This window comes from Rheinheimera aquimaris, assembly GCF_020531985.1.
GTDB lineage: Bacteria > Pseudomonadota > Gammaproteobacteria > Enterobacterales > Alteromonadaceae > Alishewanella > Alishewanella aquimaris.
This window is the reverse complement of sequence record NZ_JAJAVQ010000002.1, coordinates 232,132-253,418: the sequence shown is the minus strand read 5'-3', so window position 1 is coordinate 253,418 and position 21,287 is coordinate 232,132. Positions and strand designations below refer to the sequence as shown.

The following is a 21,287-nucleotide window of genomic DNA, read 5'->3' as shown; positions in this document are numbered from 1 at the left end:
GATAACCAGCCAGCCGGGCAACAACTCATGTCAGAAAACGCATAAAAAAAGACGCGCTGTCAGGATGAGATCAGCGCGCCAAAGTCGTGGTTGGGATAGTACACGAATAGGGTTAAAATTTAGTTGTACAGATAAAACGCCGTAGTGTTGTCACTGCTGACTTCAATCAGGTCATACTTTTGCATTTGCGGAATGGCCTGCTGGATTTGCGACTCCAGTACATCCAGTTGTTGCAGGTTAGCGCACATACTTTCGCCACGTTGCTCCAAAGCCTGGCTTTGAACATCCATACGTGCCTCCAGATCTTCACCGAAACGCTCCATACGTTCGCCAAAGGCTTCCATGCGCTGTTCAAAATTGCCTTCGCCACTGCTGATAGCCTGGCCGACCAACATCAGAATGCTGCCCATCGAGCTGGTAACAGCTTCTTCAATCGCCTGTTCAAATTCTTCACCAAACGCATCATCCATGCTGTCGAAGCGGCTGCCGTACAACTCTATAGTGTCGCCATTGCGCACAACAACACGCTCTGAACCGGTTTTGATTTTATCCATTGCGTTTTGCAATGCCGGATGACTGTCCAGCGAGTCGCCGGTCAACTCAGTCAACACAGAATTTACCGCATCAGCAGCCAGCACCAGCGCATCTTCTACCAGCGCTACCGTTTCCAGTGTTTGGGTACGGACACCGGCCTGATAGTCGCGCAGCAAAGCGCGGGTATTGCTGTCAGTGCTGATAACTTTACCGTCCAGCCACAGCTGCCCGTCATTATTGATGCGCCACAACTCAGTACCGGCATCTTTCATGCTGACTAACTCGCTGTTGATCACTAAATCTTTATCGAAGTTTATATTGCAGCTTTGGCCTTCGTGCGCCATTACTGCGCTGCTGATGCTGGTTAATGCAAAACCGGTCGCGATAAGTAGAGTTTTCATTTTGCTATCCTTTGGGCAATGGCCTGTGTTCATGACACCAGTAGCGTTACAAACTTAATGCCAATATTTAAGTTGCTGTTATTTATTAAAAAGTTTGAATGGCAATAAAATATAATTTTCGCCGATTAGTGTTTTTGACCACTTATTAGCTTTTTTATTAGGTTTTTGAGTGCAGCCAGGCTGATACCAAAGGGTGTTTTTAATTACTTATTGGAATAAAGAAGAGAGATCCATTCTTTTACCGATATACATATAGATGGCTAAAATGGCTGAAATCTTAGTGTGCAGGATCTTTTATGCTTTTATCGTCATTAGTTGCGCAGGCCAGCCCTTTGTCCGAGCAGCAAGTTAGCCAGTTGCAGGGGCTGATCAGCCAGTTAAACCCTATTCAGCAAGCCTGGGTGAGTGGCTATCTGGCAGCAAGTGCGCAGCTGGCAGCCCAAGGTAGCGTGGTTCCTGCACAAGCAGCCGCTGCAGCCAGCCTGACTATTTTGTTCGGTTCACAAACTGGCAATGCCCGTCATGTCGCAGAAGCCCTGGCTAAGCAGGCTCAGGGGAAAGGTATTACAGCCAAAGTGGTTGATATGGCGGAGTACAAAACCAGCCAACTGAAAAACGAGCAGTATCTGGTGATTGTTACCTCAACCTACGGTGAAGGTGAACCACCGGAAAATGCCATTGGCCTGCATAACTTTTTATTCAGTAAAAAAGCACCAAAACTGACGGGCTTAAAATATGCTGTGCTGGGGCTGGGAGACACCAGCTATGAGTTTTTCTGTAAAACTGCACAGGATTTTGATAGCCGCCTTACCGAGCTTGGCGCCGTATCAGTGCAAGCACGCGCCGATTTAGACGTTGATTATCAGGCGCAGGCAGACAGCTGGAGTACCGAGGTTATTACTAAACTGGAGCCGGAGCTAAAAGCATCCGCCGCCCCTTCGGCCCAGGTTATTGCCTGGCCGGGCAGTGATACTACGGCAGGCAGTGTCAGCCAGTACAATAAGCAAAACCCGTTTGCCGCAGAGCTGTACACCAATCAAAAAATTACCGGCCGCGACTCGACTAAAGATGTACGTCATATCGAAATTTCACTGGCGGGATCAGGCTTAAGCTATCAGCCGGGTGATGCACTGGGCGTATATTTCTCTAATGATGCAGCTTTGGTGCGTGAACTGTTGTTACTGACGGCGATTGCCCGCGACACACCGGTTGCGGTTGGCAGCGCTACGCTCACCATTGAACAGGCACTGACCGAGCAGCTGGAACTGACGCAGTCTTACCCGGCCTTTGCCGAGAAATATGCCGCTGCTACCGGCAACACTGCCTTAGCCGACCTGGCTGCTGATAAAACCGCGCTACGGGCTTATTTAAACGAGCGGCAGATTATTGATATTGTTCGCGATCACCCCGGCCTGCTAAGCGCCCAGCAACTGGCGGATGCACTGCGCAAGCAGCAACCACGGCTGTATTCTATAGCGTCATCACAGGCGGAAGTAGAAGACGAAGTGCACTTAACAGTGGCGGTGGTACGTTACGACGCCTACGGCCAGCCACATTTGGGCGGCGCGTCTGGCTTTTTGGCCGAGCGTTTAGCCGAAGGTGAAAAGGTTAAAGTCTTTGTTGAGCACAACAATAACTTCCGCCTGCCACAGAGTGACGACACGCCGGTTATTATGATTGGCCCGGGCACCGGCATAGCACCGTTCCGTGCCTTTTTGCAGGAGCGTGATGCCCGCGGTGCCAGCGGTAAAAACTGGCTATTCTTCGGCAACCCACATTTCACCCAGGACTTTTTATACCAGCTGGAACTGCAGAGCTATTTAAAACGTGGCGTGCTAAGCAAGCTGGATGTGGCTTTCAGCCGCGATCAGGCGGCAAAGGTATATGTGCAGGATAAGCTGCGTAAACACGGTGCCGAGGTATGGCAGTGGTTGCAGGAAGGTGCACACCTGTATATCTGTGGTGATGCCAACCGTATGGCCAAAGATGTACAGCAGGCGCTGATTGATATCGTACAGCAGTACGGTGGCAAAACCGCCGATGAAGCACAACACTATTTAGATGAATTACGCGTCGCAAAACGTTATCAGAAGGATGTCTATTAATGAGCCAGTATCCAATTAATCCAGATTTAGTGGCACCGGGTGCCCTGTCTGATAACGAGCGCTTAAAGGCTGAGAGTGATCATCTGCGCGGCACCATTGCCAACGATCTTAAAGATGAAATTACCGGCGGCTTTAACGGCGATAACTTTATGCTGATCCGCTTTCACGGCATGTATCAGCAGGACGACCGTGATATCCGCGCCGAGCGCACCGCGCAAAAACTGGAACCACTGCACAATGTAATGCTGCGCGCGCGGATGCCGGGCGGCATTATTACCCCGCAGCAGTGGCTGGCGATTGATAAATTTGCCGCCGACAGCACCTTGTATGGCAGTATCCGCTTAACCACACGCCAGACCTTTCAGTTTCATGGCGTGTTAAAGCCCAATATTAAGCCGATGCACCAGTTTTTAAACCAGATCGGTATCGATTCTATCGCCACCGCCGGTGACGTTAACCGTAACGTGTTGTGTACCTCTAACCCGGTAGAGTCTGAGCTGCACCAGCAGGCCTATCAGTGGGCAGCAAAGATCAGTGAGCATTTACTGCCAAAAACCCGCGCTTATGCTGAAATCTGGCTGGACGAAGAAAAAGTTGAAACCACCGAAACCGAACCGGTATTAGGCGACAGCTACCTGCCGCGCAAATTTAAAACGGCTGTGGTTATTCCGCCACATAACGATATTGATGTACACGCCAACGATTTAAGCTTTGTTGCCGTGGCCGAAAACGGTCAGTTGGTGGGCTTTAACGTCCTGGTGGGTGCCGGCCTGGCAATGACCTGGGGCGATACCGCCACTTATCCGCGTATGGCAGACGACCTGGGGTATATACCGCTTGAGCATGTGCTGAAAGTGGCCGAACATGTGGTGACTGTGCAACGTGATTACGGTAACCGCTCGAACCGCAAAAATGCCAAGACTAAATACACCATCGACCGTATCGGTATTGATGCCTTTCGCGCGGAAGTTGAAGCCCGCACCGGCGTCGCATTTGAACCGGTAAAACCTTACAGCTTCAGCAGCCGTGGCGACCGTATTGGCTGGGTTGATGGCATCGACGGCAAACAGCACTTAACACTGTTTATTGAAAATGGCCGGGTGCTCGACTTCCCCGGTAAGCCGCTGAAAACCGGCCTGGCCAAAATCGCTGCCATACACCAGGGCGACTTGCGCATGACGGCAAACCAGAACCTGATCATTGCCGGTGTACCGGCCGAGCAAAAAGCGGAAATAGACGCCATTGCCCGCGCTCACGGCCTGATTGACGACAGCCACAGCGAACAGCGCAAAAACTCAATGGCCTGTGTATCGTTCCCGACCTGCCCGCTGGCGATGGCCGAAGCTGAACGTTACCTGCCCGAGCTGGTTACTAAAGTAGAAGGCTTATTGGGCAAGCACGATGTTGCTGATGAACATATAGTGCTGCGCGTTACCGGTTGCCCTAACGGCTGTGGCCGCGCCATGCTGGCGGAAGTGGGTTTAGTTGGCCGCGGGCCTGGCAAGTATAACCTGTACCTGGGTGGCAACCGTGAAGGCACCCGTATTCCACGCCTGCTGCTGGATAACGTTGGTGAAAGCGAGATCCTCTCCACACTGGATGGCTTAATTGGCCGCTGGGCCAGTGAGCGTAGCGACAGCAGCGAAGGTTTTGGTGATTTTGTGATAAGGGCCGGTGTTGTTGCACCGGTAGTGGTACCAAAAGATGACTTCCACAGCTAAGCAAACCCTTAACCCGGCCGCAGACAGTAAGTATCAAACGATTCTGCAGCAGGACAATGCCACGCAACAGGCGTGGCTGGCTGAAGCCAATGCGCTGCTGGCGCCACTGTCAGCAAGTGAACGTGTGCGCTGGGCACTGCAGCATCTGCCGTTAAATCCAATGCTAAGTTCCAGCTTTGGTATTCAGGCGGCGGTGATGCTGCATCTGGTCACGCAGCAACAGCCGGATATCCCGGTGGTGTTAACGGATACCGGTTATTTATTCCCGGAAACCTATCAGTTTATCGATACGCTGACTGAGCAGTTGAAGCTCAACCTGAAAGTATACAGCTCGCCGTTAAGCCCGGCCTGGCAGGAAGCACGTTTTGGTAAATTGTGGCAAACCGCAGAGGGTATTAAGCAATATAACCAGCTGAATAAAGTTGAGCCGATGCAACGCGCACTCAAAGAGCTGAATGTGGGCACTTGGTTTACCGGCTTGCGCCGCAGCCAAAGCAGCACCCGTGCCGACAAAGCCATTGTCGAGATCAGCCGTGGTGTAGTGAAAATCCAGCCGATTATCGACTGGAGCAACAAAGACGTGTTTTATTACTTAAAAGAACATGGCTTAAGCTATCATCCGCTGTGGGAACAAGGCTATGTCTCTGTCGGCGATACCCATTCCACCCGCAAACTGGAGCTGGGCATGAGCGAAGAAGACACCCGCTTTAACGGCTTCGGCCGCGAATGCGGCCTGCATATGGACGGTGACGGTATTTAACCGCCCGAAGACAGAATAAACACGGGTTTATTCTGTCTTAACCAATTTCTGCTCTACCACCATATCAAGGATCCAGCGTTTTGCCGGCGCATCGGCTGGCGGGTTGGCTACCGGCAACTCTTTAATCCGCACCCGGTATTCAATACCCGGCTCAGGCGTAAAACCTTCAATTTCGCCATAATGCAGCTGCCAATCGTCGCTAGCGCTGTCGCGCACCTGCAGACACTGCATTTTACCAACACCGGTGCATGCCTTGCGTTCGGGCGCGACATAAATCAACCGGGTGCTGGCATTACTCAGATCCGGTAGCAGGCTAAACTGATACACGGTGTCATCTTTACTTAATGTCAGTATTTTACCGTCGACACTGACCCGGGGGCGCTGTTGTAGTAGCTGACTGAACTGCTGCTCGCGCTGCATAATTTCAGGCGAACACGCCATCATGGTGCTGGCCAGTTGAGAAACCACCAGCTCGCCCCTATCTAGGCTGTAGTTGCCCATGGCATTATTACAGCCGGTAAAGCCAGACAGGCGGCCGTCTTCCAGTTTTAGCCGCAGTGGTTTTTGTGCGGTTGCAGTAGTGAGCTGTGTGTATTCACCCTGCACAGACACCGGCTGCTGACAGGCAACCAGCAAAGGTAATAAACATAAGGGTATAAGGGATTTAGTCGGCATTTCAGCACTCCAAAGCGGTAACAATGCCCGGCAGCGTGACACAGAGCACCCTAATGCCCGCTGAATAACAGTTAAACAACGCAATAATCAATTAAAGCGATTAAACCGATTTGTTTTATTCGTTTTGACAATTGAAGTGAGCGCGGTAACATAGCCGCAGTTGAAACATGACGTGTGAACTAACCTAAAGGAGTAAGACTATGTCTTCTATTATCAATACCAAAATCAAGCCGTTCAAAGCTACTGCATTTCATCAGGGTAAATTCGTACCAGTTTCTGACCAGGATTTAGCAGGTAAATGGTCTGTTGTTGTGTTCTACCCAGCTGACTTCACTTTCGTATGTCCAACTGAGCTGGGCGACCTGGCTGATTTCTATGCTAAGTTCCAGGAAATCGGTGTAGAAGTGTATTCAGTATCAACTGACACACACTTCACGCACAAAGCGTGGCACGATGCGTCTGAAACTATCAAGAAAATCAACTACCCGATGATCGGCGACCCAACAGGCACTATCACCCGTAACTTCGGTGTGATGATTGAAGAAGAAGGTCTGGCTCTGCGCGGTACTTTCGTAATCAACCCTGAAGGCGAAATCAAAGTTGCTGAAATTCACGACTTAGGTATCGGCCGCAGTGCAGCTGAACTGTTCCGTAAAGTACAGGCAGCTCAGTACGTTGCTAACCACGACGGCGAAGTATGCCCAGCTAAATGGACTCCGGGTGAAGCGACTTTAGCGCCTTCACTGGACCTGGTTGGTAAAATCTAAGCAGTGCTTTGCTCTGCAGTTTACTGCAGCGGAACCTGATTACAGCCCTCATATAAGAAGCTGTAACTCAGCTTCCCTCAGCCAAACAAGCTAGTTTGGTCACCGGGCAGGCATGTGCCTGTCCGGTATATCCAAAATGTAATTTTGAACAGTCTGACACCACAGGCTGCGGCTTTTTGACGCCCGAACTTTCTTATCGGATTAAGCATCGTCTTACGTTATATGGAGTTTTTATGTTAGATACTAACCTGAAGCAAACACTTAAAACTTATTTGCAGAACCTGAAAACACAAGTTGAGCTGGTGGTATCTTTAGACGATAGCGCCAAAGCCAATGAAGTAAATACGCTGGCAAACGAGATTGCCGAATTATCTGATTTAGTGTCATTGCGCCGCGATGACAATGCCATGGCACGTAAACCGGCTATGCTGGTGCGCTCTGTCGCCAATGACACCAATATTACTTTTGCCGGTGTACCGCTGGGCCACGAGTTCACCTCTCTGGTTTTAGCGCTGTTGCACTCTGGTGGCCACCCAATCAAGGTTGAGGCCGACACCATTGAGCAAATCCGCCAGTTACCTGGCAAGTTTGAATTTGAAACCTATGTTTCATTAAGCTGCCAGACCTGCCCTGAAGTAGTCCAGGCGCTGAATATTATGTCCGCGATAAACCCGAACATTACCAACGTGATGATCGATGGCGCTATGTTCCAGGATGAAGTGGCAGCGAAAAACATTATGGCAGTACCGAGTGTGTACCTGAATGGCGAGCTGTTCTCGCAAGGTGCTATTACGCTTGAGAAAATTATCCAGAAAATTGACGTTAACGCCGAAAAACGCCAGGCCGAAGCGCTGAAAAGCAAAGCAGACTTTGACGTATTAGTCGTAGGCGGCGGCCCGGCCGGTGCAGCAGCATCAATCTATGCAGCCCGTAAAGGTTTGAACACCGGTATAGTCGCTGAGCGCTTTGGCGGCCAGGTGGCTGACACTGTTGGTATTGAGAACTTTATCTCTGTGCAGTACACCGAAGGGCCAAAACTGGTAAACAGCTTAGAGGCACATGTCCGCGAATATAACGTTGATATTATGAATAACCAGCGCGCGGTGAAGTTGAGCAAAGCGGATAAAATCCAGCTTGAATTGCAAAACGGTGCTGTTCTGAAAAGTAAAACCCTGATCTTAAGCCCGGGTGCGCGCTGGCGTGAAATGAACGTACCGGGCGAGCAGGAATACCGTGGTAAAGGCGTAGCATACTGCCCGCACTGCGACGGTCCACTGTTTAAAGGTAAAAAAGTTGCCGTTATTGGTGGTGGTAACTCGGGTATCGAGGCCGCAATCGACCTGGCCGGTATTGTCGAACACGTTACCGTACTGGAGTTCGCTGCCGAGCTGCGCGCCGATGCAGTACTGGTGAAAAAAGCCAACTCTATGGTCAATATCACCATTATTACTGAAGCACAAAGCACTGAAGTAACAGGCGACGGTACCCGTGTAACCGGTATTAACTATACCGACCGTAAAACCGGCGACGCGCACCATATTGAACTGGCAGGTATCTTTGTCCAAATCGGCCTGGTACCAAATACGGAATGGTTACGCGGCGCAGTGGAATTATCGCCACGCGGTGAAATCATTGTTGATGAACGTGGCCAGACGTCAGTGCCGGGTGTATTTGCCGCTGGCGATGCGACAACAGCACCGTACAAGCAAATCATTATTGCGATGGGGTCTGGTGCTAACGCGGCCCTTGGCGCCTTTGACTATATGATCCGCCATTAACAGCCAGGCTGTTTAATTTTAGTTTTCATTCTCCTCTCTGAGCTTTTACGGCAACTTCGGTTGCCGTTTTTTTATGCTCCGGCAATAGCCGGGCCAGACCGCCTTATTCCAATCTAACCGTTAATTCCTTTTAGTTATATCTGAGCGTAATTAACTATTTTATAAAAGCCATACAGACGGCTATTCTGCGCACTGAACAATAAGCTTAATTGCCAGCGACCCGACAGCAGGAGCCAGCGTGCAGTATTTACCTCTTTTCGTGAAGTTAACCGATAAACCGGTGCTGATTATCGGCGGCGGTTCGGTGGCACTGCGTAAAGCGGGCACCTTGCTTGGTGCCGGTGCCAGGCTAACCGTTGTCGCCAAACAATTCACCAATGATTTTGTGCAGTGGCAACAGCAAGGCAAAGCCACGCTGATCCACGGCAGTTTTGACCCGGTGCAGCTAGACGGTATGTTACTGGTGATAGCGGCAACCGATGATGACCAGCTAAACGATACCGTGTACCAGGCCGCAACGGCGCGCAATATGCTCGTAAATACCGTTGATGACCAACCCAAGTGCAGCTTTATTTTCCCATCGATTATCGACCGTAGCCCTATTCTTATCGCGATTTCCAGCTTTGGTACAGCCCCCGTGCTGGCGAGGCGTTTACGTGAGAAACTGGAAGCTTTGCTGCCGCAGCATTTAGGCCCGCTGGCGCAGCTGGTTGGCCGCTTTCGCAGCAAGGTAAAAGCCAAAATCAGTGGTTTTGCCGCCCGCCGTCAGTTCTGGGAGCAGGTGTTCGACTCAGACGTAGTACGTGACGTCCAGGCAAACCAGCTGCAACAGGCAGAGCAGCGGCTGGAACAACTTTTAGCCCAGCCGCAGCAACAAGCAGGTGAAGTGTACGTAGTTGGCGCTGGCCCTGGCGACCCGGAATTGCTGACGCTAAAAGCACTGCAGCTGATGCAGCAGGCCGATGTGGTGGTGTATGACTACCTGGTATCAGATGAGATTATGCAGCTGGTGCGCCGCGACGCCGAGCGGATTTGCGTGGGTAAACGTGCTGGCGACCATTCCGTGCCACAGCAGGATACGAATCAGCTATTAATTGCGCTGGCATTGGCAGGTAAAAAAGTCTGCCGTTTAAAAGGTGGCGACCCTTTTATCTTCGGCCGCGGCGGCGAAGAGATCCAGGCGCTGCTGCCACATAACATTGCGTTTCAGGTGGTACCTGGCGTTACGGCTGCCGCAGGTTGTGCCGCCTATGCCGGTATACCACTGACACACCGTGACTATGCACAAAGCGTGCAGTTTGTTACCGGCCATTGCCGGCCCGATGGTACCGAGCCCGACTGGCATAGCATGAGCAAAAGCAATCAGACCCTGGTGATCTATATGGGCTTGATGAAAGCCGCACATATTCAGCAACAACTTACCATTGCCGGTCGCAGTGGTAAGACACCAGTCGCCATTATTGAGAACGGCACCCGGCGTGAGCAGCGTATTGTCACCGGCCAGCTGGATAACCTGGCAGCATTGGTGCAACAGCATCAGGTAAGCTCGCCAGCGCTTTTGGTGATAGGTGAAGTAGTAAGTTTACAGCAAGATTTACATTGGTTTGGCCAGAAACCGCAGAGCGCGGTATTCGGCCAGGCTCTGACCCGGATGGAGTGAGGATTAACAGATGTCTGAATTAGCCAGTGCGTTATCGCACTTACAGCAACTGGAAGCAGAAAGTATTCATATCTTTCGCGAAGTAGCGGCCGAATTTAAAAAGCCGGTGATGCTGTATTCCATCGGTAAGGATTCTTCGGTACTGCTGCATCTGGCGCGTAAAGCCTTTGCGCCGGGTAAAATCCCGTTTCCGCTGTTGCATGTTGATACCAATTGGAAGTTTCGCGAGATGATTGAATTTCGCGATCGCTTGGCCAAAGAGTACAACTTTGAGCTGCTGGTACATAAGAACCCGGAAGGCCTGGCGATGAATATCAACCCTTTCGTACACGGCAGCGCCAAGCATACCGATATTATGAAAACCCAGGGCTTAAAGCAGGCACTGAACAAGTATGGTTTTGATGCCGCCTTTGGTGGCGCACGCCGCGATGAGGAAAAATCGCGCGCCAAAGAGCGGGTATATTCATTCCGTGATAAACACCACCGTTGGGATCCGAAAAACCAGCGGCCAGAGCTGTGGAACCTGTACAACGGTGCCATTAACGAAGGCGAAAGTATCCGCGTGTTCCCACTATCGAACTGGACTGAGCTGGATATCTGGCTGTACATCCTGCAGGAAAATATCGACATAGTCCCGCTGTATTTGGCCAAACCGCGGCCGGTGGTAGAGCGCAGCGGCACCCTGATCATGGTCGATGATGATCGGATGCCACTGGAAAGCGGTGAAGTGCCGCAAATGAAGTCGGTACGCTTCAGAACACTGGGTTGCTACCCGCTGACCGGGGCGATTGAGTCCACCGCCGATACGCTTGAGGGCATAGTAGAAGAGATGTTACGCGCCCGCACTTCTGAGCGTCAGGGCCGGGTTATCGATCAGGATCAGTCCGGTATGGAACTGAAAAAACGCGAGGGTTATTTCTAATGTCAGCTGCAAATGTTACCTCGTTAAACGAGCAATTAAACACCCTTGGTATTCGCGGTTACCTGCAACAGCATCAGGACAAAGGCCTGCTGCGCGTACTGACCTGCGGCAGTGTCGATGATGGTAAAAGCACCTTAATCGGCCGCTTACTGCACGACAGCCAGCAGCTGTATGATGATCAGCTGGATGCGTTAAAACGCGACCACAAAGGCCGTAACAGTGAAGGCGAGCTGGAATTGGCTATGTTGGTCGACGGCTTGCAGGCTGAGCGCGAGCAAGGCATTACCATTGATGTCGCCTACCGTTATTTCTCGACCACAGAGCGTAAATTTATTCTGGCCGATACGCCGGGCCACGAGCAATATACCCGCAATATGGCCACCGGTGCGTCTACCTCTGATGTTGCCATACTGCTGATTGACGCGCGTTATGGTGTGCAAACCCAAACCCGCCGCCACAGCTTTATCTGCTCGCTGTTGGGTATTAGGCATTTAATTGTAGCGGTGAATAAAATGGATATCGTCAGCTACAGCGAGCAAACATATCAGGCGATCAAGCAAGATGTGCAGGCGCTGATGGCACAGCTGCAGGTGCCTACTGTCGATGTCGTGCCCATCAGCGCACTGAAAGGCGAAAATATTCTGACGTTATCGGCCAATATGCCGTGGTACACCGGTACCGCACTGCTGCCATTACTGGAAACCTTACCTATTCCGCAACGCGGTGGCGCGGCGACCCGCTTTCCGGTGCAGTATGTTAACCGGCCGGATCTGAACTTCCGTGGTTTTGCCGGCACCCTGGTCAGCGGCCGTTTAGCAGTAGGCCAGGCCGTTACGGCTTACCCGTCAGGTAAAAAAAGTACCATTAAGCAACTGGTTAGCTTTGAAGGTGAGCACGCCTCAGCCATTGCCGGCCAGGCGATTACAGTGACACTGAATGACGAAATTGATATCAGCCGTGGCGATTGGCTGGTGCCGTCAGATGAAAACGTCACGCTGACCAACCGTGCACTGGCCTATGTGGTCTGGTTTAACGATCAGCCATTAGAAGCAGGCCGTTTGTACGATTTAAAGCTGGCGACACGTAAAACCAGTGTCAGCATTAACCGCCTGAACCATAAAGTGAACGTAAACACGCTGGCGCAGGAAGCTGCCGAGCAGGTAGCGATGAACGACATTGCGCTGGTCGAGCTGGAGCTGACTGAAACTCTGCCGCTGGATACTTTTAAAAATCAGCCCGGTACCGGCAACTTTATTCTGATTGACCGCTTAACCAACGCGACCGTTGCGGCCGGTTTAATTCAGAACGTGCTGGCCGAGGAAAAAGCGACAACAAACATCAGCGCTTTTGAGCTGGAGCTGAATGCACTGATCCGCAAACATTTCCCGCACTGGGGTGCGCGCGATGTGCGTGAACTGTTTAATACACAACCGCCGAAGGCAGAGCAGTAATGGCCTATCAGCAGTATGGTGTGATAGCGCTGCTGCTGGCGCTGGTAGCGGCGCTGATTTTCAGTAAACGCTCACCGGCGCTGTGGTTTGGCGGCGCCCTGCTGCTGAGTTATCTGGTAGGCTGGTTGCCACTGGAAAAGGCGCTGCAAAACTTCGCTAACCCGTCTCTGGTGACGCTGCTGCTGTTACTGTTGGTGTCTATCGCTATTGAAAAATCGCAGCTGGTCAGCTGGTTAAGCCGTGGTTTTGCCGGTAAACGTTTAGGCAGCGTTATAGCCCGTTTAAGCTTATCAACTGCTTTTATGTCGGCCTTTATCAACAATACCGCTGTGGTATCAACGCTGATGTCGTCGCTTAGGCACCATAACCACTTTGCGCCGTCCAAGCTGCTGTTGCCGCTGTCTTACAGTGCCATTCTCGGTGGCATGCTGACGTTGATCGGCACCTCAACCAACCTTATCGTCAACGGCTTTGTTGAGCAAACCGGTGAGCCGGTACTGGGCTTTTTCGACTTTACCTTGTTAGGCGCGCTGGTGCTGACGGCCGGCATTATTGTGCTGGTGATTGGCAGCCGCTGGCTGCCGGATAACCGCGAACAGGATACCGATGCCACACCGTATTACCTAACTGCCCATGTGCGTGATGACAGCCAGTTAATTGGCAAAAGCGTCGAACAAAACCAGCTGCGTGAACTGCAGGCGTTGTTTCTGGCTGAAATTCAGCGCGGCCCTGAACGTATTTGCCCGGTAACGCCGGAAACGGTGATCGAAGCAGGCGATGAACTGCGCTTTGTTGGCGATATCGCTGCCGTATCACGTTTACAGCAGTTCCCCGGGTTAGAGTTATTACGCCAGGATCAGCAACAAGGCGAGCTGCTGGAAGCGGTAATCAGCTACAGCTCGCGTCTGGTCGGCAAGAGCCTGAAACAACTGCGTTTCCGGCACGAGTATGATGCTGTGGTTATCGCAGTGCGTCGTGGCCACGAGCGTCTGCAGGGTGGCCTCGGCGATTTGATTTTGCATGCCGGCGATGTACTGATTCTGTCGGTCGGCAAACACTTTCCCGGCCAGCACCAACTAAGCCAGGAATTTATTTATGTAAATGGTCTGTCTATCGCCACCCCCCTGGCGAAACAAGCCAGCAACTGGGTATTACTGGGTTTTGTTGCCGCACTGGCATTATCGGTGTTTAACCTGGTGCCTTTGGTCAAAAGCCTGCCGGTGCTGCTGCTGGCGTATGTTGCAATGGGTGCGGTGACGATAAAAGAGCTAAAAAACCGCTTTCCGCTTGAGCTGTGGTTAATTGTCGGCTCAGCCATCGGCCTGGCGCAGCTGATGATCCAAACCGGCGTTGCCGGCACCGTAGCCGATGCTTTAATCGCATTGGTTGACGGCTCGGGGGCTTATGGTGCACTTGTCGCCGTGTTTGTCGCCACCTGGCTGTTTACTGAACTGGTGACCAACAATGCTGCCGCGGCACTGACATTTCCAATTGCCTACGCTATTGCACAAAACCTTGGCGCTGATCCGGTACCGTTTTTTATGGCGGTGGCCTTTGGCGCCTCAGCCAGTTTTATCTCACCCTTTGGTTATCAGACTAATTTAATGGTGTATTCGGCCGGTAATTATCAGTTGCGCGACTATATCCGCCTTGGCGTACCTATGGCGCTGGCGTACAGTGCGGTAGTATTGATTTTTTTACCGCTGATTTATCCGTTTTAAGTGATTAAGAGCAATGACACATAACGATATTAAATGGCAGCAACATACCACTGACGCCGCCCAGCGTGAAGCCTTGTTCGGCCACAAAAGTGCGGTGATTTGGTTTACCGGTTTGTCGGGTTCAGGCAAATCAACGGTGGCCAATGCACTGGAGCAGGCGCTGGTCGAGCAGGGTAAACATACCTACCTGCTCGATGGCGACAATGTGCGCCACGGCCTGTGCGCGGACCTGGGCTTTAGCGCCGAGGACAGAACCGAAAACCTGCGCCGCGTAGGCGCGGTGGCGGGCCTGATGGTCGACGCTGGCCTGTTGGTGTTAAGTGCCTTTATTTCACCTTACCGTAACCAGCGCGAGCTGGTGAAGAGCTTTATCCCGGCAGACCGTTTTATTGAAATACATATCTCGACACCATTAGAGGTATGCGAGCAGCGTGACGTTAAGGGCCTGTACAAAAAAGCCCGTGCCGGTGAAATAAGTAATTTTACCGGTATTTCCGACCCATACGAAGCACCGGAGCACGCTGATTTAGTGCTGGACACCTCTGTCACATCGCTGGAAGACAGCGTGAAACAGCTATTACAACTGCTGACGTTAAAAGGGATTATCAGTTAAATGATATTGCTAAACGCCGTAATTAGCATTGCCGAACAGGCCGGCGCTGCCATTTTTGATATTTATCAACAAGATAGTGCTGCTTTTAATGTTACTGATAAGGCCGATAACTCACCGCTGACCGCCGCCGATCTGGCCTCACATCAACTGATTGTCAGCGCATTGCAGGCGCTCACGCCGGAGCTGCCGATCCTGTCAGAGGAAGCCGCTGATATCAGCTGGGATATCCGTAAAACCTGGCAACGCTACTGGCTGGTTGATCCGTTAGATGGCACCAAAGAGTTTATTAAGCGTAATGGCGAATTCACCGTTAATATCGCGCTTATCGAAGATGGTGAACCGGTGCTGGGCGTAATATATGCCCCCGTGCTGAACAAAACCTATTTTGCCGCTAAGAGTGAAGGCGCCTTTGTAAAAACCGCTGATACCACTAAGCCGATACAGGTTGCTAAGCCCGGCTCTAGCGTGCGGGTAGTTGGCAGCCGCAGCCACCCCAGCCCCGAGTTAGCCGGTTATCTGGCGCAATTTGTTAAGCATGATATGGTGCCGGTCGGCAGTTCACTAAAGTTCTGTTTAGTGGCAGAAGGCAGTGCCGATGTATACCCGCGCTTTGGCCCGACCATGCAATGGGACACCGGTGCCGGCCACATTATTGCACAGGAAGCCGGCGCCACTGTCAGCTTTGACGGTATTAGCCGCCAGGTGTATCAGCGCGAAAACCTTCTTAACCCTAACTTTATCGTTTCTGCACTGCCAGATTGAGCTAGCGACTAAACCGGCAAAATTCGTTACACTAAAGCGCATAACTACAGGTGATGAAAGACTTATGCGTTTAGACAAATTTATATGCGACTGCACCGGCCTGACCCGAAGCCAGGCTGGCAAAGTGATCCGCCAGGGCCTGGTGACGTTAAACGGTGACAAAGTAAAACAAGCCGCGCTGCAGGTAAAGGACAGCGATACCGTCTGCCTGGACGACGAAGAGTTGCAGCTGATAGGCCTGCGCTATTTCATCATGCACAAGCCTGATGGTTATGTTTGCTCAACCGACGATCCCGATCACCCTACCGTATTCACACTGATGGATGAACCTTTGGTCGAGCGCCTGCATACCGTTGGCAGATTGGATTTGGACACCACAGGCCTGGTGCTGATAACTGACGACGGTCAGTGGTCACACCGCATCAGCAGCCCGAAACATCACGTTGCGAAAACCTACCGCGTCTGGACGGCTGATCCTATACCGGCGTCAGCAATCACGCAGTTTGCCGAAGGCGTGATGCTGCGTAACGAGAAAACCGCCACCCTGCCCGCCGAGCTGGAAATTGTGGCCGACAACGAAGCCTTATTGACCATCCACGAAGGCCGCTACCATCAGGTAAAACGCATGTTTGCTGCTATCGGCAATAAAGTAGTGCAGTTGCACCGGGAGAAAATCGGCGAACTGCAACTGCCCGAAGACTTAGCAGAAGGTGAATATCGCGAGTTGGAGCCGGCTGAGCTGGCGATGCTGAAGGTATAACCGGTGCGTGCCCTACTGTGGTCTGTTTTACTCTGCTTTGTTGTCGTGGCCCAAGCCGCTGACTGGCAAGAGTACAAAACTGACGGCGTTACCACGGTGGAGTATCGCCATAGTGAAAGCGGCCTGTTGCAACTGCGGGCTACCACAAAAGTACCGTCACTGACCGGCGCATTTTTGCATTTGCTGGAGGATACGGAGAGTATCAGTAGCTGGGCGCAGAACACTGAAAAAGCCTTGTTACTCGCCCAACCGGATAGTCAAACCCATGTTGTACACACTTATTTCACTGCGATTTGGCCGGTATCTAAACGCGATATGATTACACAATCGAGCTGGCAGCAAGACCCAACAACAGGTGTGCTGACGATGACGGTGTCTGATATGGGCCAGCACTTCCCGCCTGAACAGGGCTATGTGCGGATGCAGCAGGTACAGGGCAGCTGGACACTCACACCTCTCGAAAATGGTTTACTGCAGATCCAATATCAGGGCCAGGCAGACCCCGCCGGCAAATTACCGCGATTTATTGCCGACAAAGTCGCGCTGAAAGCGCTGTTCAAAACCTTTACCGGGTTGGAGAAAGTATTGCCGCAGTATCAGCAGCCTTACGCCACTGTGCTGGAACAATAGACTTCGCCGAAACACCTGAAAAACAATAATTTTATCCATTTTCTACAGCTTGAAACAATATTGTTATTCAAGTACATTTCTACAGCGCTTGCCGCATAGCGGATACAACTTGTTAAAGCAAGGATTGCTGAGCTTATGCCTTTCTTCTAACTACCTGCTACGTATCAGCAGGACAGTATCTGTATGAACTATAAAAACAAGGACATCAAGTTGAATAAAATATACCTGTCAGCAGTTTTACTTACATTAAGCCTGGTAACCGGCTGTACAATTAAACACCCGGTAGCCAAAGACTATTCCCAATATCTGGCAAATAATAAAGGCGAGTTTGTTTTACCAAAAACAACTATTGAAGCAGACTACGAGATTGCCAGTGCGACAGAAACTCATAAATATGAATTTCGCGCAGCTACAGTAGGTTATGCTCATTTATGGATAGTTGAATTTGGCGATATGCTCGATGCGACATTAAAGTCAGATGATGTACAGGCAGCATTTGGCAAGTTAAGTAAGTCAAATGGCTCTCAACAAAATCCGGGGCTTCTGCGCTTTAACCTGGAAAACTACGAGTTTAAAGATCATATGGCTCATGTTTCATTGAACATCAGTCTGGAGCAAAATGGTAAAACAGTGTTAAACAAAACATACCACGCCAAAGGAAAGTCTCAGGGTGGAAAGATGTTTTTTGGTGGCCCTTTTGCAATGAAAAATGCTACGCAACAATCAACAAAGTTTGCGATTGATGAAATTCTGCGCGACTTTATAAATGATAGTAAAGCTGCCACTGTGGCAGCTATGTAACTCCAGATAAGAAGTTATAAGAAAGGCGCCTTAACGGCGCCTTTTTCAGAACTTAACTAAATCACCTTTCAAGGCCACACCGGCCATGATGGCGCCGGCGCCACACTGAAATTCAGTTGCGCTGGTAAATTCTTTATTCTGATAGTTTGAACGGATATTCACTACCGCATCGTAACCACGCTGTTGTGCTGCTTCCTGCAACACTTTTAATGCCGACAACAATACCCACTGGCAAGCTTCTTCGTCTGACTTACCAAAAGCATTGGTTTTCCGGCTGGTTGATACTTCGCCCCAGTTTTTGCTGATGGCCGGGTGGTTCTGACCAGCGAAGTACACTGGTACTTCGTGCAACGCCTGTTTTGCTTTCTCAGTGCCAATAATGCTGTCCAGCGGTAATGTCAGTACATCGTTACGAGCCTGGGCTGCACCACTTATCACAGCTGCAGATAACGCCAGTATCGTCATAACTTTATTCATAGTAATGTCCTTGTTGTTTAAATATCCATGCCAGCGCTACACCAAAACTGACATTGTGTTCACGTTGCAGCAGTGGGCTGTGCTCGAAGCTGGCCCCCTGCAAATTATCGTAACGAATAAAAGCGCCCAGCCACCAACGCTTGCGCTGCCAGGTTACGCCATTTGACCAGCGCCAGCCGGCATAACCGGAGCTGGCATCGTATTGCGGTCGTTCAGCAGTCGCATAAACTGGTGCCACGCCATACAGATACTGGTGGTAGCGCTTGTTACTCCAGTTTATCGCGAATTGGCTGGTCCAGTGCACATTGCTCACTAAGTTCTGCTGCCAGCGCAGTTGCGGCTCAACGCGCCAGCCGGCATCTTGCCAGTGCTGAATATCGGTCGCAATTGCTTTGCGCACAGGCAACCTCAACTGCAACCGGCTGGTGTCGCTTTGAAATAGCTGATAATCGGCTGTGGGCCCAATTTCCGTCAACCACAGCAGATCTGGCATATCTTGCCGGGCAGCATTGTCGTCACTATTCACTGGTAATGCCGCAGCCAGGCTGAGGTTCAACGTAAAATTGCCATTGGCAAAAAGCTGACCTAAGGCTTCTGAACGGTTAAGCGTAATTTTGTCACTACGGTAGGTAAAGTACGGAAAGGGCAGCAAATAATGTTGCCGCTGTGAGGCGCCCGGGTAATCAGGTAGCTGGCTGTATGCCACTCCGGCCCCCAGCTGCCACGAAACGTCCTCTGCTAATACCGGGATTGCCAATCCAAGGCACAAAAGCATTACTGCCGCAATCAACCGCATTTAACCAAGCCACCGTTTAAAAATCAGTGAGGTATTGATGCCGCCAAATGCGAAGTTATTGCTCATCACATAGTCAGCCCGCAGCTCTCGCCCATGCTGCATAATATAATCCAGCTCGCCACAGGCCATATCAGGTTGCGTCAGGTTTAATGTCGGCGCATACCAGTCGTCCTGCATCATGTGGATGCTGGCCCAGCTTTCAATTGCACCACAGGCACCCAGGGTATGACCCAGATAGCTTTTTAATGAACTGATAGGCGTGTTACTGCCAAATATCCGCGCTGTAGCCTGACTCTCAGCAACATCCCCTCTGTCGGTGGCTGTGCCATGAGCATTGATGTAGCCGATATCTGCCGCAGTCACGGCTGCATCGTCCAGTGCCAGACGCATCGCAGTTTCCATCGTGCTGTCTGTCGGCTGGGTAACATGCACCCCATCAGAGTTAGTGCCAAAACCTACTACTTCGGCGTAAATAGTGGCGCCACGCGCCAGCGCATGCTCCAGTTCTTCCAGGATCAGTGTGCCGGCGCCTTCGCCGATTACCAGACCATCACGGGCCTGATCAAAAGGCCGGGGGGTTAAATCCGGCGTGTCATTTTTAGTACTGGTAGCATACAAAGTGTCAAAAACAGCGGCTTCGGTGGCACACAACTCTTCGGCGCCACCGGCGACCATCAGGGTTTGCTTGCCGTATTTTATGGCTTCATAGGCATAGCCAATACCTTGCGAGCCGGATGTACAGGCCGAACTGGTGGTATAGACCCGGCCTTTTATACCAAAAAATACCCCTACGTTTACCGCTGTAGTATGCGCCATCATCTGAATATAACTGGTTGCCGTGACACCGGTCATATCACCGGTATCCATCATGCGGCCAAAGGCAAGAATAGGGTCGGTACTGCCGGTGGATGAGCCATAAGCTATACCGCAGCGGCCATCGCTGAGCGCCGGATGGCCGAGCAAACCTGCCGCCTCCAGTGCCAGCTCAGTGGTGCGCGTTGCCATCAGAGATACCCGGCCCATTGAACGCACCATTTTACGCGAGTAATGCTCTGGCCGCTGAAAATGCTGAACAGGCGCGGCAAGCCGGGTGCTCATGCTGCTGAATTTATCCCACTGCGGCATAACACGAACGGCATTTTTCCCCTGACACAACTGCTGCTTAAAATCAGCCCAGGAATCTCCCAGTGCGGTAATAACCGACATGCCTGTGACAACCACCCGCTTCATTACACCATCCCGCCGTTTACAGAGATAACCTGCCGGGTAATGTAGGCCGCCGGTTCAGAAAATAAGAATGCCACTGTTGCTGCAACCTCATCTGCCGTGCCGGCACGTCGCAGTGGGATCATTTTCATCAGCTCTTCAGTGGCGATATCCTGCACCATGTCGGTATCAATAAGGCCCGGCGCCACGCAGTTAACCGTGATTTTACGCTTTGCCAGTTCCAGCGCTAACGCCTTGGTAGCACCGATTAAACCTGCTTTTGACGCGCTGTAATTAACCTGACCACGGTTACCGGCAACACCTGATACTGAGGCAATAGTGACAATGCGGCCACCACTGCGTAGCTGGATCATCGGCATAACCGCCGGGTGCAACACATTATAAAAGCCGTCAAGGTTGGTATGGATCACCTGATCCCAGTCCTGCTCAGTCAGCGCAGGAAAAGCGCCGTCACGGGTAATGCCAGCGTTGCATACCACACCGTAATAAGCACCATGCTGCGCAATATCCTGCTCCAGCGCCGCTTTTGCACCACTGCGGTCGGCGACATCAAACTGCAGTAAACTGGCCTGACGGCCAAGTGCAGTGATGGCGGCAACAACCGCATCTGCGCTGGCGCGGTCTGAACGGCAATGTACGGCGATATCAAAACCCTGTGCCGCCAGTTGCAGTGCAATGGCTTTTCCGATACCACGGCCAGAACCTGTGACCAATACTCTTTTCATT

20 protein-coding genes are annotated in these 21,287 nt (G+C 51.4%); 14 read left to right on the top strand and 6 right to left on the bottom strand.

Annotated features, from left to right (window positions below):
• Positions 1–119 precede the first annotated feature (119 nt).
• Positions 120–935, bottom strand: a complete 816-nt coding sequence (locus LHL18_RS06095) for a YggN family protein (RefSeq protein ID WP_226766211.1) — start codon at positions 933–935, stop codon at positions 120–122.
• A gap of 296 nt (positions 936–1,231) precedes the next feature.
• Between LHL18_RS06095 and LHL18_RS06090 the strand changes: the two genes are divergently transcribed.
• Genes LHL18_RS06090 through LHL18_RS06080 form a run of 3 tightly spaced genes read left to right on the top strand, consistent with a single transcriptional unit; the run spans position 1,232 to position 5,521 of the window.
• Positions 1,232–3,040, top strand: a complete 1,809-nt coding sequence (locus LHL18_RS06090) for an assimilatory sulfite reductase (NADPH) flavoprotein subunit (RefSeq protein WP_226766210.1) — start codon at positions 1,232–1,234, stop codon at positions 3,038–3,040.
• Positions 3,040–4,761, top strand: a complete 1,722-nt coding sequence (gene cysI, locus LHL18_RS06085) for an assimilatory sulfite reductase (NADPH) hemoprotein subunit (protein ID WP_226766209.1) — start codon at positions 3,040–3,042, stop codon at positions 4,759–4,761. Before LHL18_RS06090 ends, cysI begins: the two co-directional genes overlap by 1 nt.
• Complete coding sequence (locus tag LHL18_RS06080; RefSeq protein ID WP_226766208.1) at positions 4,745–5,521, top strand: phosphoadenylyl-sulfate reductase; 777 nt, start codon at positions 4,745–4,747, stop codon at positions 5,519–5,521. Before cysI ends, LHL18_RS06080 begins: the two co-directional genes overlap by 17 nt.
• 27 nt (positions 5,522–5,548) lie before the next feature.
• Here LHL18_RS06080 and LHL18_RS06075 read toward each other — a convergent pair whose 3' ends face one another.
• Entirely contained in the window at positions 5,549–6,196 is a 648-nt protein-coding gene (locus LHL18_RS06075; protein WP_226766207.1) for an META and DUF4377 domain-containing protein, read from the bottom strand.
• A gap of 200 nt (positions 6,197–6,396) precedes the next feature.
• On the opposite strand from LHL18_RS06075, the gene ahpC reads away from it, so the two are divergent.
• From ahpC to LHL18_RS06020, 11 genes are all read left to right on the top strand, one after another.
• Positions 6,397–6,963, top strand: a complete 567-nt coding sequence (gene ahpC, locus LHL18_RS06070; protein ID WP_134053160.1) for an alkyl hydroperoxide reductase subunit C — start codon at positions 6,397–6,399, stop codon at positions 6,961–6,963.
• Between the two features lie 233 nt (positions 6,964–7,196).
• Complete coding sequence (gene ahpF / locus LHL18_RS06065; protein ID WP_226766206.1) at positions 7,197–8,741, top strand: alkyl hydroperoxide reductase subunit F; 1,545 nt, start codon at positions 7,197–7,199, stop codon at positions 8,739–8,741.
• A gap of 238 nt (positions 8,742–8,979) precedes the next feature.
• On the top strand, positions 8,980–10,401 hold the full coding sequence (cysG, locus tag LHL18_RS06060; protein WP_226766205.1) for a siroheme synthase CysG: 1,422 nt from the start codon (positions 8,980–8,982) through the stop codon (positions 10,399–10,401).
• A 10-nt stretch (positions 10,402–10,411) separates the two neighbouring features.
• Positions 10,412–11,323, top strand: a complete 912-nt coding sequence (gene cysD / locus LHL18_RS06055; RefSeq protein WP_134053166.1) for a sulfate adenylyltransferase subunit CysD — start codon at positions 10,412–10,414, stop codon at positions 11,321–11,323.
• Positions 11,323–12,774, top strand: coding sequence for a sulfate adenylyltransferase subunit CysN (gene cysN, locus LHL18_RS06050; protein WP_226766204.1), 1,452 nt, complete (start codon positions 11,323–11,325; stop codon positions 12,772–12,774). Before cysD ends, cysN begins: the two co-directional genes overlap by 1 nt.
• Positions 12,774–14,495 carry an SLC13 family permease gene (locus LHL18_RS06045; protein ID WP_226766203.1) on the top strand — a complete coding sequence of 574 codons (1,722 nt, stop codon included), beginning with the start codon at positions 12,774–12,776 and terminating at the stop codon, positions 14,493–14,495. The genes cysN and LHL18_RS06045 overlap by 1 nt, the downstream gene beginning before the upstream one ends.
• 13 nt (positions 14,496–14,508) lie before the next feature.
• On the top strand, positions 14,509–15,108 hold the full coding sequence (cysC, locus tag LHL18_RS06040; RefSeq protein ID WP_226766202.1) for an adenylyl-sulfate kinase: 600 nt from the start codon (positions 14,509–14,511) through the stop codon (positions 15,106–15,108).
• Complete coding sequence (gene cysQ, locus LHL18_RS06035; protein WP_226766201.1) at positions 15,109–15,870, top strand: 3'(2'),5'-bisphosphate nucleotidase CysQ; 762 nt, start codon at positions 15,109–15,111, stop codon at positions 15,868–15,870.
• Between the two features lie 64 nt (positions 15,871–15,934).
• On the top strand, positions 15,935–16,630 hold the full coding sequence (rsuA, locus tag LHL18_RS06030) for a 16S rRNA pseudouridine(516) synthase RsuA (protein ID WP_226766200.1): 696 nt from the start codon (positions 15,935–15,937) through the stop codon (positions 16,628–16,630).
• A gap of 3 nt (positions 16,631–16,633) precedes the next feature.
• A complete protein-coding gene (locus tag LHL18_RS06025) occupies positions 16,634–17,260 on the top strand; it encodes an START domain-containing protein (protein WP_226766199.1) in 627 nt (208 codons plus the stop codon).
• Positions 17,261–17,443: 183 nt separating this feature from the next.
• Positions 17,444–18,061, top strand: coding sequence for a hypothetical protein (locus LHL18_RS06020; protein WP_226766198.1), 618 nt, complete (start codon positions 17,444–17,446; stop codon positions 18,059–18,061).
• 45 nt (positions 18,062–18,106) lie between these two features.
• On the opposite strand, the gene LHL18_RS06015 is transcribed toward LHL18_RS06020, so the two are convergent.
• Genes LHL18_RS06015 through LHL18_RS06000 form a run of 4 tightly spaced genes read right to left on the bottom strand, consistent with a single transcriptional unit; the run spans position 18,107 to position 21,286 of the window.
• Entirely contained in the window at positions 18,107–18,538 is a 432-nt protein-coding gene (locus LHL18_RS06015; protein ID WP_226766197.1) for an excinuclease ABC subunit A, read from the bottom strand.
• Entirely contained in the window at positions 18,531–19,334 is an 804-nt protein-coding gene (locus LHL18_RS06010; RefSeq protein WP_226766196.1) for a MipA/OmpV family protein, read from the bottom strand. Before LHL18_RS06010 ends, LHL18_RS06015 begins: the two co-directional genes overlap by 8 nt.
• Positions 19,335–20,564 carry a beta-ketoacyl-ACP synthase gene (locus LHL18_RS06005; protein WP_226766195.1) on the bottom strand — a complete coding sequence of 410 codons (1,230 nt, stop codon included), beginning with the start codon at positions 20,562–20,564 and terminating at the stop codon, positions 19,335–19,337. It abuts the gene before it with no gap.
• Positions 20,564–21,286: a 3-ketoacyl-ACP reductase FabG2 gene (locus LHL18_RS06000; protein WP_319004165.1), complete on the bottom strand. Its 723-nt coding sequence runs from the start codon at positions 21,284–21,286 to the stop codon at positions 20,564–20,566. The genes LHL18_RS06005 and LHL18_RS06000 overlap by 1 nt, the downstream gene beginning before the upstream one ends.
• Between the last annotated feature and the right edge of the window lies 1 nt (position 21,287).

Bases quoted from the DNA above. Each gene is read 5' to 3' on its own strand.
- LHL18_RS06095 (WP_226766211.1), bottom strand. From the start codon at position 935: ATGAAAACTCTACTTATCGCGACCGGTTTTGCATTAACCAGCATCAGC.
- LHL18_RS06090 (WP_226766210.1), top strand. From the start codon at position 1,232: ATGCTTTTATCGTCATTAGTTGCGCAGGCCAGCCCTTTGTCCGAGCAG.
- cysI (WP_226766209.1), top strand. From the start codon at position 3,040: ATGAGCCAGTATCCAATTAATCCAGATTTAGTGGCACCGGGTGCCCTG.
- LHL18_RS06080 (WP_226766208.1), top strand. From the start codon at position 4,745: ATGACTTCCACAGCTAAGCAAACCCTTAACCCGGCCGCAGACAGTAAG.
- LHL18_RS06075 (WP_226766207.1), bottom strand. From the start codon at position 6,196: ATGCCGACTAAATCCCTTATACCCTTATGTTTATTACCTTTGCTGGTT.
- ahpC (WP_134053160.1), top strand. From the start codon at position 6,397: ATGTCTTCTATTATCAATACCAAAATCAAGCCGTTCAAAGCTACTGCA.
- ahpF (WP_226766206.1), top strand. From the start codon at position 7,197: ATGTTAGATACTAACCTGAAGCAAACACTTAAAACTTATTTGCAGAAC.
- cysD (WP_134053166.1), top strand. From the start codon at position 10,412: ATGTCTGAATTAGCCAGTGCGTTATCGCACTTACAGCAACTGGAAGCA.
- cysN (WP_226766204.1), top strand. From the start codon at position 11,323: ATGTCAGCTGCAAATGTTACCTCGTTAAACGAGCAATTAAACACCCTT.
- LHL18_RS06045 (WP_226766203.1), top strand. From the start codon at position 12,774: ATGGCCTATCAGCAGTATGGTGTGATAGCGCTGCTGCTGGCGCTGGTA.
- cysC (WP_226766202.1), top strand. From the start codon at position 14,509: ATGACACATAACGATATTAAATGGCAGCAACATACCACTGACGCCGCC.
- cysQ (WP_226766201.1), top strand. From the start codon at position 15,109: ATGATATTGCTAAACGCCGTAATTAGCATTGCCGAACAGGCCGGCGCT.
- rsuA (WP_226766200.1), top strand. From the start codon at position 15,935: ATGCGTTTAGACAAATTTATATGCGACTGCACCGGCCTGACCCGAAGC.
- LHL18_RS06020 (WP_226766198.1), top strand. From the start codon at position 17,444: ATGAACTATAAAAACAAGGACATCAAGTTGAATAAAATATACCTGTCA.
- LHL18_RS06015 (WP_226766197.1), bottom strand. From the start codon at position 18,538: ATGAATAAAGTTATGACGATACTGGCGTTATCTGCAGCTGTGATAAGT.
- LHL18_RS06010 (WP_226766196.1), bottom strand. From the start codon at position 19,334: ATGCGGTTGATTGCGGCAGTAATGCTTTTGTGCCTTGGATTGGCAATC.
- LHL18_RS06005 (WP_226766195.1), bottom strand. From the start codon at position 20,564: ATGAAGCGGGTGGTTGTCACAGGCATGTCGGTTATTACCGCACTGGGA.
- LHL18_RS06000 (WP_319004165.1), bottom strand. From the start codon at position 21,286: ATGAAAAGAGTATTGGTCACAGGTTCTGGCCGTGGTATCGGAAAAGCC.